The organism is Rhodococcus sp. DN22 (assembly GCF_036669995.1).
Lineage (GTDB): Bacteria > Actinomycetota > Actinomycetes > Mycobacteriales > Mycobacteriaceae > Rhodococcus_F > Rhodococcus_F erythropolis.
In genome coordinates this window covers 174,170-187,134 of sequence record NZ_CP133327.1, presented here as the reverse complement: position 1 = coordinate 187,134, position 12,965 = coordinate 174,170, and the positions used below count along the sequence as shown (strand labels likewise).

The window sequence follows — 12,965 nt, the reverse complement described above, 5'->3', positions numbered from 1 at the left end:
GGACTTCAAACCATGACTACACAAAAGGCCCTGACCACTGTCGATGCCATCGTCATCGGCGCCGGATTCGGCGGGATCTACGCCGTCCACAAACTGGCCAACGAGCTCGGCCTCACGACGGTCGGCTTCGACAAGGCAGACGGCCCGGGCGGCACGTGGTACTGGAACCGCTACCCGGGTGCACTGTCCGACACCGAAAGCCACGTCTACCGGTTCTCATTCGACCGTGACCTGCTTCAGGACGGTACCTGGAAGCACACCTACACCACTCAACCCGAGATTCTCGAATACCTTGAGGATGTCGTTTCCCGGTTCGACCTACGCCGGCACTTCCACTTCGGCACTGCCGTCGAATCTGCGGTGTATCTCGAAGACGAACAACTGTGGGAAGTCACCACCGACACAGGCGAGATCTACCGCGCTACCTACGTCGTCAATGCTGTCGGGCTCCTCTCCGCCATCAATCGACCGGATCTGCCCGGTCTCGAGACATTCGAAGGCGAGACCATCCACACCGCAGCGTGGCCCGAGGGCAAGGATCTCACCGGCCGCCGCGTCGGCGTGATCGGTACCGGATCTACTGGGCAACAGGTCATCACGGCCCTGGCGCCAACGGTCGAACACCTCACTGTATTCGTGCGAACTCCCCAGTACTCGGTGCCGGTCGGCAAGCGCGCGGTGACCGACGAGCAGATCGACGCAGTCAAAGCCGACTACGAGAACATCTGGACTCAGGTCAAAAGATCCTCGGTGGCATTCGGCTTCGAGGAATCTACTGTTCCGGCCATGAGCGTGTCCGCGGAAGAACGCCTCAGGGTCTACGAAGAGGCATGGGAGCAGGGCGGCGGTTTCCGATTCATGTTCGGAACCTTCGGTGACATCGCTACCGACGAAGAAGCCAACGAAACTGCAGCATCGTTCATTCGCTCGAAGATCACCGCCATGATCGAAGACCCGGAGACTGCCCGCAAACTGACGCCCACCGGACTATTCGCGAGACGACCGTTGTGCGACGACGGGTACTTCCAGGTCTTCAACCGCCCGAACGTCGAGGCGGTCGCCATCAAGGAAAACCCCATTCGTGAGATCACAGCCAAGGGCGTGGTGACCGAGGACGGCGTCCTGCACAAATTGGACGTCCTGGTCCTCGCCACCGGCTTCGACGCCGTCGACGGGAACTACCGCCGCATGACCATTTCCGGTCGCGGTGGCCTGAACATCAACGACCATTGGGACGGCCAACCCACCAGCTACCTGGGGATTGCCACCGCGAACTTCCCCAACTGGTTCATGGTGCTCGGCCCCAACGGACCGTTCACGAACCTTCCTCCAAGCATCGAAACTCAGGTCGAGTGGATCAGCGACACCATAGGTTACGTCGAGCGGACAGGTGTGCGGGCGATCGAACCCACACCGGAGGCGGAATCCGCATGGACCGCGACCTGCACGGACATCGCGAACATGACCGTCTTCACCAAGGTTGATTCATGGATCTTCGGGGCCAATGTTCCAGGAAAGAAGCCCAGCGTGCTGTTCTACCTTGGCGGGCTCGGCAACTACCGCGCCGTCCTGGCAGACGTCACCGAGGGGGGCTATCAGGGCTTTGCTCTGAAGACGGCCGACACCGTCGACGCCTGACTCCCGATCGATACGAAAACAGGAGACGACCATGGGTGTGTACACCACCATCGACCCTGCCAACGGTCAGGAATTCGCGCGGTATCCGGAAATATCGGACGACGAGTTGGACGTCCTCATCGGCAGCAGCGCAAACGCCTACAGGACTTGGCGCGCAACAGATCTCGAACAAAGAAGCCTTGCGCTTGGCAGGGTCGCCGAACTCTATCGAGAACAATCCCACGAACTGGCCAAGCTGCTCACTTTGGAGATGGGCAAACCGATCGCACAAGCACAAGGCGAGGTGGAGCTGGTTGCCTCGATCTATCAGTATTACGCAGACCACGCCGCAGAATTCATGCAGGATGAGACCCTCGACATCGCCGGTAGCGGGACGGCGGTCGTGCGGACCGAGCCGATCGGACCGCTCGTCGGAGTCATGCCGTGGAACTACCCCTATTACCAGGTGGCACGCTTCGCTGCTCCCAACATCGCACTGGGCAACACGATCATCCTCAAACATGCGCGCAACTGCCCGCAGTCCGCCCTGGCCATCGAGCGAGTCTTCCTCGAAGCCGGGCTGCCGACCGACGTATATCGCAATGCCTTCGTCTCCTCAGCCCAGGTCGCTGCGGCTGTAGCGGATCAGCGAGTCCAAGGTGTGTCACTGACCGGATCGGAGAAGGCAGGGTCGGCCGTCGCTGAGGTAGCGGGCCGGCACCTGAAGAAATGCGTACTTGAACTGGGCGGTTCGGACCCCTTCATCGTATTGGAAGATGCCGACATAGATATCGCTGCTGCCGCCGCCGTCGTCGGTCGGCTCGGAAACGGCGGACAGGCGTGCACTGCGTCGAAGCGGTTTCTCGTCGACGACAGCGTGTACGACGAATTCGTAACGAAGTTCGTCGACGGGATGGCTGGCTGGCTACCCGACGACCCGACCAGCCCCGAGACAAAGCTCGGGCCACTCGCGTCGCACGCGGGAGTCGAGGAAGTCGACGAGCTTGTCCAGGACGCACTCTCCCGCGGGGCCGAGGCTCTCTTGGGTGGCAACCGACCGGAAGGGGTCGGCGCCTACTACCCGCCCACCGTGCTGGCTGGAGTTACACGCGAGATGCGTGCATTCCGCGAAGAGCTGTTCGGCCCGGTAGCGGTCCTCTACCGCACCCGGTCTCTAGATGAGGCGATCGACCTGGCCAACGACTCCCCGTTCGGCCTCTCATCCAGTGTGTTCACCTCGGATCCGGACAAGGCCGGCCGAGTGGCCGAGGAACTCGAAACCGGAATGGTCTGGATCAACGGCACCAGCAAGACGGCCCCGGACCTACCGTTCGGCGGTGTCAAGGGATCGGGGTTCGGTCGCGAGCTCGCCAAGTTCGGCTTGAACGAATTCGCCAACAAAAAGTTGGTGCGAAATCCGAAGGGAATGAAATGACCAAGCGTGTTGAAGGCAAAATTGCCGTCGTGACCGGTGGCGCCACAGGTATGGGGCGCGCGCACGCCCAGCTGTTAGCGGAAGAGGGTGCCGCCGTTGTCGTCACCGATATCGACGTCGAAGGCGGCAAGGAGACCGTCAAGCTGATCGAGAAGGACGGCGGTACTGCGTCTTTCGTGCAGCACGACGTCTCGAGTTCGGCAGGTTGGAAGGTTGTCGTCGACCATGCCGTCCAGTCCCACGGCCGCGTCGACATCCTGGTGAACAATGCGGGCATCCTCGCTTTCACGTCACTGCAGGACACGGAGGAAGACGTGTGGGACCGCATCTTCGCGGTCAATGCCAAGGGCACGTACCTGGGCTGCAAGACGATCATCCCTGCGATGAAGGAGTCGAAGGCGCCGTCGATCGTCAACATCTCGTCCATGTACGGGATCATCGGCGCCCCAAATGCAGCCGCCTACGAGGCATCGAAGGGTGCAGTGCGGACTCTGACGAAAGCCGCTGCAGTGGACCTGCAAGAGTTCGGGATTCGAGTGAACTCGGTGCACCCAGGAGTGATTGCGACGGCGATGACAAACGATATCCTGGCCGATCCCGAAGGGAAGAAGGCTCTCTTGGGCACCACCATCCTGGGTCGTGCGGCCCAGCCGGAGGAGGTATCCACGGTGGTACTGTTTCTTGCCTCGGATGAGTCCTCGTTCATGACCGGGTCCGAAGTCGTAGTCGACGGCGGCTACATCGCTCAATAGGGCAGCTTCAGCTTAATTCAGTGCACCGCGCCTCGGGTGGCATCAGCCGAGGCGCGGGGCACTGTAAGGACAAGCGGCCAGCCAACTACCAGTGCATCCTGCAACTCGAAACACACCACATACCAGGCAATTTCGACTTCGGCCACCGCACGATATCGACGGAAAGGCGATGCCCGTCCGGCTGTTGAAACACATGAGGGACCGCATGGTGCCGACGACCTGCTCACCTCATCCAGCCAGTCAAAAACGACCTGCCAAACCGCTGTAGTTCCTGCCGCCCCGCCGAGTGCAGTGGCGGGGGTGCGGACACGCGTCAAACCCGTTACGCCCCAAGGAGAAACCAACCACGGGGACATGCCACTACCGCAGTTCAAGCCCAATATGCGGCCGTGCTCCAGCAGACCATCGACGGCCGCTGACTCAGGACCCCTCGCCCGACTCCGGCCCGCCGGCACCCTTAGCCTGAATCCACCGATAGAACTTCCATTGACCGGAGTGTCTAACTGAAGAAAGTGCCCCCTGAACTGGGATGATTTGAGTTCTCACGCAACAAATCCACCAGCTCAGGAAAGGCACTTCCAGTGAAAGTGTCCCACAAGTTCGTCGAAGATTCCGCAGTGTTCAACGAGAACCACATCGTCTCGTGCGCGGGACTGGTCCCGGTGATGACGTTGGCCGAGCAGACCAGGCTCACGGACCTCCTCGCCGAGAAGATCTCGATCACCGCCACGAAAATCGCATCCGGGGCAGCGAATCCGGCACCAAAATTGGTGACACTGATCGCCGGGATGTGCGCGGGCGCGGACAGCATCGACGACATCGACGTCCTTCGCTCCGGCGGCATGAAGGAGCTGTTCGGCAACGTCTACGCACCCTCCACTATCGGAACACTGCTGCGTGAGTTCACTTTCGGGCACAATCGCCAACTCGAATCAGTGCTGCGTGAACACCTCATCTCACTCGCCTCCCGCACCGATATTCTCCCCGGACTCGTCGATCACGCGTTCATTGACATCGATTCGCTGCTGCGCCCCGTTTACGGCCACGCCAAAGAAGGCGCCTCCTACGGACATGCAAAAATCGCCGGAAAGCAGGTCCTCCGCAAAGGACTCTCACCGCTCGCAACGATACTCAGCACCGCCGATTCCGCACCGGTCATCACCGGGATGCGGCTACGAGCAGGCAAAGCCGCATCGGGTAAAGGCGCAGGCCGGATGGTCACCCAAGCCATCGTCACCGCCCGAAAAGCGGGTGCGGTCGGCACGATCCTCGTTCGTGGCGATTCTGCCTACGGCACCCGCTCCGTCGTGACCGCTTGCTTGCGCTCAAAGGTCGAATTCTCGGTCGTGATGGCCAAGAACACCGCCGTCGCGCGGGCAATCGATTCGATTGCCGAAGACGCCTGGACACCCGTGAAGTATCCCGGCGCGGTACGAGACCCCGAGACCGGTGACTGGATTTCCGATGCCGAAGTCGCCGAAACCACTTACACCGCTTTCACTTCCACCAAGACCCCGGTCGCCGCCCGGCTGATTGTGCGCCGCGTCAAAGACGCACGATTCCCGGATACGTTGTTTCCCGTCTGGCGGTATCACCCCTTTTTCACCAACACCACCCGGCTCACCGCCGACGCAGATGTCACACACCGCCGGCACGCGATTATCGAAACCGTGTTCGCTGATCTCATCGACGGGCCACTTGCACACATGCCATCGGGGAAGTTCGGGGCAAACTCCGCCTGGGTGTTGTGCGCGGCGATCGCCCACAATCTGCTTCGGGCAACCGGCGTTCTTGCCGGCGACCGGCATTCACATTCCCGCGGGGCCACGCTCCGACGCAAGATCGTCAACATCCCCGCTCGATTGACTCGACCGCAACGAAAACCGATCCTGCGACTGCCCACTCACTGGCCGTGGACCGCTGTGTGGCTTCGACTGTGGGCCAACACTATCGGGTACAGCCCGCCACCCATCACTTGAAATCTGACCGAATCGCCGACAGCGGCCCGACACTCGTCAATCGTGGAAAAGCTGGGTAGACCAGCGGTCACGCCCTGCCTGGAAACAGTTCTTGCTCGTGTCGTCGATTCGGATCAACTTTCACAAGCTCATCGGTGGATTCAGGCTAAGCTGATGGTTCTGACCATGGAACGGAGAGAGCTCATGTCCTCACGGGTTTCCCTCGCCGAGCGACTGCAGGTCTTGTTTCGGGTATGGCACCCAGCTAACGAGAGCGAAGAAACGTCGACGGACGCTGCTGCAGCGATCAGCGCTGCTGGACACCAGGTATCAGCTGAACAGATCGACGCCCTGCGATCTGGTGCTCAGACCGAAGCGGATCCAGATTTGCTTACAGCGATCGCCGTGCACTTCCGGACGCCCGCGAAGTATCTGCTCGATGACGATATTCAAGATCTGCACGAACAACTGCTGCTCCTCGAGCAGTTCCGGATGCGGAAGGTGCAGAGCATTCAGCTTCGCGGAGAACGCACTGATGCCGACCGCAGGGCGTTGCTGCGGGTGCTCGGAGAGGGTTCGGATAGCCCCTCAGCGGCCAGCTGAGGTTCCTTGTCAGGGGATATGCGCGTGTTCCTGTTCGCTGATGCTCGATTGTCGGAGGCGGCCGGCTAGGGACCAGTGCTGGGCGATGAGCATCATGGCTGCGATCGCAGATTCGGTGTCGTCAGGGGCGACCGGTGCAGTGGCAATCGGAGCCTTTTCATCGAGTGGGCTGAGACCGCGTTTACGTCGTTCAATGGCGTTCTGCAGCTGAGCTGCCTGATAGACCGCAATCGCTTGTGTCGGTGTGAGTCCTAGCTGGGCGAGTTGATCGTCCCAACGTCCATCGTTGATGGGTTCTGCGTAGTGGTTGAGTCGTTGGACAACGTCGAAAACCTCGCTGGTCACCCTCAGCTGACGTTGACTGTCAGTGAGTGTCCGCCGGTCTCGGATTGTTCCGAATACGAGATCGGGTTCCGTCCGTGTGATCGTCTTCCACAGTCGGTGGATTCTGAACTGGTCCCACAGTTCCCGACGCATGTCCGAGCGAAAAAATGGGAGCCCTGACAAGGTGACGGCGACGAGCATCATTACGGCGAATAGCCACCCGTTGGAGTTCGATTTCGCTTCGACAAGTCGTTCTCCTTTGCCGCTTCCAGTCAGGATGGCGACTGCCAGCATCTGCAACGATTCGACCAGCATGGACACGAAGAACACGATTACGCCGATCACGGTTACTTTCGTGGATGCGGTTCGGATCCGTTTCCAGCTTCGGAGATAGTCCAGGGTTACCCGGCCTAGTCCGTACGCGGTGAATGCGGCGTAGATCGCGAAGTAGGCCACTGCTTGCCAACCGCCGGTGAGTTCGACTGTTGTTTCTGCGGCGCGTGCTGGCGCCGAGAGGACGAGCAGGAGCACCCCGAGTGTGGTCGCGATGCAATAGAGCGTCGGCTGTTTCCAGTGGGGTTCGGTGGGATCCCAGGAGTTGTAGACACCGACGAGGGCTGCCACCGACCACAGGATCAGGATGTGTACGAGTGTCCGGGTGAGCGTCGGCCCGAGTATCGGGTTGAGAACTGACGCGACGGTGGGGTCTTTCAGGGTGAGCGCGATGCACGCGAAGGTCAGTGCGTGGGTTAGTCGAACGTCGTAGTTGTTGAACCTCAGCAGTGTTGACCGCGCTGCCAGCACCGACCACACGAATAGAAGGATGAGCGCGTGCAGGGGGGCGGGGATTGTGTTGGTCATCCGTCTTCACCTCGGACGAATGTGTTGAGCATTCGTGTGTGGCGGGTGTCTTGGATATCCCCGACTGCGCGATCGATGAGCAGTGTCGCGAGGTATTCAGCTTCGTATTCACTGCGAGCGGAGAAGCCGCTGCGTCCGAGTATCCCGCGGACCGCGTCGGGATCCAGGCCTGGTAGCCATGCGGACAGCCCTTCGATGTCGATCGACGTGGTTGGTGGCCCTGACTTGGCGGGAACTGGTATCTCGAGGTCGTGGTCGAGCAGCATGTGGCCGAGTTCGTGGCAGATGACGATATCGATGTGCCAGGACGGGGAGTCCTCTGGGTAAAGCAGGTAATCGGTTTCGTCAGAGCTGACCCACAGGCCGCATACTTTGCCTTCCATCACGTGTTGTGGCACTGGGGAGAGCACTATCGGGTGTCCGCGATCGTGTGCGATCTGTTCGACCAGTTTCCGGCTGTCCCAGGGATCGGGCAAGGTCAGGTTGTCGAGCGCTTTCCGCACTTTGCGTTTGGATGCCGTTCGAAACATGCTGCCACCATCGCCTTTCGAAGAACTGTGCGTTCCGTTCAGTGCTTTCCCGAACCTGCGAGGGTGCGGGCGACTCGGTTTCGGATCGCGGCGTAGTCGAGGTCGGTTGCCATCTGGTGCACTGCGGACCGATCGTCAGGGTAGTGCCCCCACAACGCAGACCGGCCGTCGGCACTGTGTACTTGTGCGGTAGCCGAAACGCTGGACAGGATCACCGTGGGATCGAGCATGACGGACGTGGCGACACTGTCGTGGGAGGTGTAGATCGGCTGCTCAGCGCCGTATGTGTTCGTGCAGTAAACGTGATAGTCCTCGGTGATGGTCTGAATGAAACGCGCAATATTCGATGTCGACGTGAGGGTTTGCAGATCTGCCCACCTCAGTCGTAGTCGGCCTGTGACGTCCATGCCTACCCAGGTCACTGGACCGGGTGTCGCAGCCACTGTCGCGGCGGCGGCTGGGTCGTGGTTGGTGTTGGTATCGCCTTTGGCGAGGAATTTCGGTTGCGCGGCGGCGACGATTTCGCGGCGATCGGCCGTGCCCATTCCGCCCATGATGGTCACTGATCTGAACTGCCGAAGGATCGTCGGATCGCGAGTGATAGCGGCTGCAATGTTGGTAAGCGGTGCAAGACACAGCAGGTCGACCTGGCCGGGTCGTTCGCGTCCTGTCCGGAGGATCTGGTCGACGGCGGTTTCGTCGCTCAGTCGAACAGAGGGTGGCGGCTGGAGTCCGCGACCGCCGAGCCCGTCGCTTCCGTGTGGGGATGGTGTCGTCGGTGCTGGCCCGGGCCGGGGGCTCCCTACGCATACCGGGATGTCGGTGCGGTTGACCGCAGCGAGGACTGTCAGCACGTTCTGAGCGGCCTGGTGTTCGGTGCAATTGCCGAAGACGGTGCCGATGCCTATGACGGACGTGTCTGGTGCGTTGAGGGCTGTCAGTATTGCGAGCGCGTCGTCGACTCCGGTGTCGGTATCGACGAGTACATGCCGTTCCGGGGTGTTCATTTCGGCGGTCACGCGGCCCCTCCCATGTCTGTGCGTTGGCGTCACGAATAGTAGTGACTTCGCTGATCAGATCATTGACGGCCGTCTGGTGATCGTCGGACAGCGTCGTCGCGGCGAAAGCGTCCACCGATCTGACACCCGCCGTAGGTGCCAGATCAGTGGAGGTGTCTAGCTGATCAAGAAGCAGTCCGGCACGATCCGGTCGGCCTCTGCCCACTCGTCTCGGACGTACATCCTTGCGCTTCGCAGGGCGCTCACGACTTCCTCGAAACCGTCGCTGTCTGCGAGTGCCAGCAGGATGTTCGCTATCGCGTCCGAAGCGGCCTCCGTCTCGCTCCTCGAATCCCCGAAAGAGCGTTCGGTGTCGAGAAGTTTGCGGCCCGTCCAGATCGCCCGTGTGAGGCACGTTTCGGAGCGTTCACCGATCTCGACGCTGATCCGTACCGGGCTGGTGACCGCGACCGCGCGGGCGGTCTGCTCGACCCACCCGGCTACTGCATCGCTTCCTTGTGCGATCACATCGTCGGGTACGAGGTATTCGACCCTGGTCGCGACCGCAGTTGCGGCGCGGCTCTCTCCGCCGACCACCATGCGGTGCGCATTCGACGTGAACTGTTCCGTCGACGGGAGCGTGACTAGCTCGCCCGCATCGACGCCGACCGTTGTATCCAGCATGTCGCCGTCGTTGACGACGAACCGGATCGACTGTCCTTGCGGTGCGTCGACACCGACCAGCAGTGTTCCGGGAGTGACGTTCGAGCGGTGGGCATAGATCTTTGCGTCGACGCCTTCGACTCGAGTTTCGATCAGCCCGTCGGTGTCGGTGTCGGTGTGGTCGGCACCCGTGCCCGGGGCCGAGTCGTGGCCGGGTGTGTCCTGCTCTGCGCTTCCGTGCGAGCCGGGGTTGTTGTCGTAGCCCATTTCGTTGTCTCCTAGATCGTCGGGAATCTGACGCTTTCGATTCCATCTCGTCGATCTGATCTGTGCGGCAACGGGTTTGAATATCCAATGCCCCGGAAGTGCACTCGATGAGGATCTGCCCACATCTAAATTTCCGGGCAGCGAAACAGCTTTCACTACTTGCCCGACACAGGATGTCCTGTCGGGCAAGTAGTCGAAGTCAGGCGACGATCCGGGGTTCTTTGCCGCTGTAGACGACCTTCAACTCAGTCCCTGATCCGAGACCGTCGGTGTGCGAGGTGAGTTCGTCCGCGTACTCCTCCAAGAACGTTTTGGGGAGGGTGATCTCATCGGAATCGCCGTCGCAGTAGTCGACTTCCACCTCATCGGAGAAGAAATATCCGTTTTCCCATAACTCCGTGGTGAACCTAACTCTCCGAAGGCCCTTTCGCTCTCCCTGCTCGCCCACAGCGACCTCGAGTTCATCGAACAACGACCGTGGGTCATCCACGCCCAAATCGAGTGCCAGAACCGGCGCGAGGAGCACTCCGATCTCCGCGAGGACCGCCCGGTCGCGGACGGATTCCCTGAGAAGGTCCCCCAAAGTGGCCATAGCCGCGCCGCCCAATGCCTGTGTGTCACCCATGTCGATTCCTCCTGGACTGTTTCGTTGACAGACCCAGGATCAGGGTGCCGGCGCGAATGTGCGGCACCTTGAGTGTCTCGCCGCACCATCTTGCTTGTGCCCGGTTCCGTCGGACGGCTTCGGACAGGCTGCGCAATTGAGGCGTTGCCCGTCCCCTCTCCCCGGCGGGCAACACCTCAACTGTCCTGATCAGTGGTTCTGCGCACCAACCTGGTACACCTCCCACTTCACTCCCCCGGCATCGGCCCACTGCTCGAGTACGATGGCATCGTCTGCGGTCACATCGACAGCGCGCTCACCGAGCGCACCAGCATCGACCAGATTCTTGGCAGCCGCACGTGCCCATTCCGCAAGGATCGGGGTCGCTTCCGCCTCCGAACCCACCACCGCGACCTGGTCAAACATATTGTCATCATGGCCTTGCATCTGGACGACCCATGCTGCGGCGAGTGCATCATCGCCGTACACGATCTCGCCGGATTCTTTGCGAACCTGACCGCCAACTACGCGCAGTCGCCACCGATCGTAATCTTCGCTTTCGCAGGTGATTTCACCGTTAACATCGCTCTCCGCGAGAGCTGAAAGCACCGCGTCGATTTCGCCGGGATCGGAGTGAACCCCTTCCCCAGATACAGATACGATGTATCGACCACCGATCAGCGCATTCCACACCTCTGTGAAGTCGTCCGGATCTTCGGCCAAACCAAGGACTTTGGCCAACGCCCCAGCTATGACCGCACCCGCGTCTTCGTCTCCGTCGGGGGTCAGCCCGAGCGCGGAGATGTCTTGCAACTTGCCGACCGCGTAGGCCAGAGCGGCGCGCCCTTGATCGTTGTCCTGCACAGAAAAGTTCGCAGACGAATAGATGCCAGATCCCATGTCGTTCCTTCGCTTTCATTGACTACGAGTTGAGGTTCTGACGATTCCGTGTCGCTCACGAGTGCGCGTCACGGCATAGGTCGTCGGGTGGGCGGGCCTCGAAGTTGATCTGCACCAATCCGCCTGCCCACATTGCCTTCGAACTACGCGCATTGAGGACAGGGTCAGCCGCGTTGTCCACAGCTGAGCAATCTCCACCTAGGACAGCAGATGGGCGGTTACGACCGACCGAGAACACACGTTCGGCGGACCGAAGGCGAAACACCCTGTCCCACCGCCGATAGCGGCGGTGGGACAACCACTTCGGATCGCGATCAGTCTGGTACGACGATTCCGAGTTCCGCCAGAATCTGACGCGACGGCGCGAGTGCTTCCTCGAATTTCGTGGGGTGAATCTGCATATCGAGTGCGTACGCCACCATCAGGGCAAGAGAATGCTTGGGTGCTTCCCGCTGAGCTTCCTCGAGCGCCATACGCAACAGCGCTCCGTCGCATGCGAAGTAGGCGAGAACTGCGACAATCGTCGCAGCTTCGGCCCGTGCCGGTCCACAGACCCGACGCGTTACGTCCGCAAAGACAGCGCGTGCAGCCTCACGGCGCCCGGTCAGACCGATAGCCACTACCGCGTCGCGAACACGTTTGTTGAGCAAGCCGCCCGCCAGCTTCGCCACATCGGCGTCAGAGAGTGGGTGGCCGTTCATATGGCGGTCCATCGCGGCGAGAACAGCACGCACGGCCCGCGCCGCTCCTGCATTGGATGGGGCCTTACCTGCAACGATATTGGCGCCTGTGGCAGTTACTTCGATTCGCAGTTCTTCACGGTCGCTGGCTACACCTCGACCTCGTTCGATCAACGAGTCCAGCGCGGCGGGACATGTAGTTGGGTCGTCGATAAGGCCCTCAGTCTTGCTGCTGTGGTCGATCCATCGCTCACCAAACGCGATCCGATCTACCTTGATCGTTGCCGTCACGTACATTCCGTCGGCCAGGCATGCCGCTGCGACAGCGTTCAAGGCGTCGTCTCGCCGAGAATTCACGCCGATTCCGATCAGTGCCACCATGTCTGCACGGTCGTCCTCGTGGCCCACCAGACTCGAAATATCGTGCTCAGCAGCGCGTATTGCTGCGTCGAAATCGATCCGCACAGCTGCCGCGAGAGCGCCCTTTGCGAGTCTGACCACGACCAGGCATTCGTCCGGGGTGAAACCGAAGAATGCCGGTACAGCGGTGACAAGTGCTCCCGCACCTCGGATCGCCGCATTGTTCTTGGCCACAGTCGCCATCTCGCTACCCCGTTTCTACGAACTCGCTGGTTGATTACGTTCAGAGCTTGTTCGCACCAGCCCGGCAGTGCGGCACGCGCACGAACGCCGGCGAACGCTGTTGCTGCAGTTCGCACCGTCTTTCGCCGCATTCGATGAGCGGACAGGATGCTCGTAGCCACTCGACCTGC

The 12,965-nt window shown here is 60.9% G+C and carries 12 protein-coding genes; 5 read left to right on the top strand and 7 right to left on the bottom strand.

The genetic code is table 11. The features are described 5' to 3' along the window. The first annotated feature begins 12 nt into the window (after window positions 1-12). The 5 genes from RA302_RS30940 (at window position 13) to RA302_RS30920 (ending at window position 6,365) form a co-directional block, all read left to right on the top strand. On the top strand, window positions 13-1,638 hold the full coding sequence (locus RA302_RS30940) for an NAD(P)/FAD-dependent oxidoreductase (protein ID WP_338481179.1): 1,626 nt from the start codon (window positions 13-15) through the stop codon (window positions 1,636-1,638). 31 nt (window positions 1,639-1,669) lie between these two features. After that, window positions 1,670-3,052: an NAD-dependent succinate-semialdehyde dehydrogenase gene (locus tag RA302_RS30935; RefSeq protein WP_338481177.1), complete on the top strand. Its 1,383-nt coding sequence runs from the start codon at window positions 1,670-1,672 to the stop codon at window positions 3,050-3,052. Further along, window positions 3,049-3,804 (top strand): glucose 1-dehydrogenase, encoded by a 756-nt coding sequence (locus tag RA302_RS30930; RefSeq protein WP_075836521.1) that lies wholly within the window; start codon window positions 3,049-3,051, stop codon window positions 3,802-3,804. Before RA302_RS30935 ends, RA302_RS30930 begins: the two co-directional genes overlap by 4 nt. Before the next feature lie 581 nt (window positions 3,805-4,385). After that, window positions 4,386-5,783 carry an IS1380 family transposase gene (locus RA302_RS30925; protein WP_075835702.1) on the top strand — a complete coding sequence of 466 codons (1,398 nt, stop codon included), beginning with the start codon at window positions 4,386-4,388 and terminating at the stop codon, window positions 5,781-5,783. A 183-nt stretch (window positions 5,784-5,966) separates the two neighbouring features. Continuing rightward, a complete protein-coding gene (locus tag RA302_RS30920; protein ID WP_125053049.1) occupies window positions 5,967-6,365 on the top strand; it encodes a hypothetical protein in 399 nt (132 codons plus the stop codon). Window positions 6,366-6,374: 9 nt separating this feature from the next. Here the strand turns inward: RA302_RS30920 and RA302_RS30915 are convergent, their stop codons facing one another. From RA302_RS30915 to RA302_RS30885, 7 genes are all read right to left on the bottom strand, one after another. After that, window positions 6,375-7,550 (bottom strand): DUF6545 domain-containing protein, encoded by a 1,176-nt coding sequence (locus RA302_RS30915; protein ID WP_075835698.1) that lies wholly within the window; start codon window positions 7,548-7,550, stop codon window positions 6,375-6,377. Next, window positions 7,547-8,080: a hypothetical protein gene (locus RA302_RS30910; protein ID WP_052959773.1), complete on the bottom strand. Its 534-nt coding sequence runs from the start codon at window positions 8,078-8,080 to the stop codon at window positions 7,547-7,549. Before RA302_RS30910 ends, RA302_RS30915 begins: the two co-directional genes overlap by 4 nt. A 38-nt stretch (window positions 8,081-8,118) precedes the next feature. Continuing rightward, complete coding sequence (locus tag RA302_RS30905) at window positions 8,119-9,099, bottom strand: nucleoside hydrolase (protein ID WP_317629226.1); 981 nt, start codon at window positions 9,097-9,099, stop codon at window positions 8,119-8,121. Between the two features lie 156 nt (window positions 9,100-9,255). Further along, a complete protein-coding gene (locus RA302_RS30900) occupies window positions 9,256-10,008 on the bottom strand; it encodes a hypothetical protein (protein WP_047269119.1) in 753 nt (250 codons plus the stop codon). 199 nt (window positions 10,009-10,207) lie between these two features. Then, on the bottom strand, window positions 10,208-10,633 hold the full coding sequence (locus tag RA302_RS30895; protein ID WP_075835694.1) for a hypothetical protein: 426 nt from the start codon (window positions 10,631-10,633) through the stop codon (window positions 10,208-10,210). 189 nt (window positions 10,634-10,822) lie between these two features. After that, a complete protein-coding gene (locus RA302_RS30890) occupies window positions 10,823-11,512 on the bottom strand; it encodes a hypothetical protein (RefSeq protein WP_047269121.1) in 690 nt (229 codons plus the stop codon). 314 nt (window positions 11,513-11,826) lie between these two features. Continuing rightward, complete coding sequence (locus RA302_RS30885; protein ID WP_047269122.1) at window positions 11,827-12,795, bottom strand: DUF4192 domain-containing protein; 969 nt, start codon at window positions 12,793-12,795, stop codon at window positions 11,827-11,829. Window positions 12,796-12,965 lie beyond the last annotated feature (170 nt).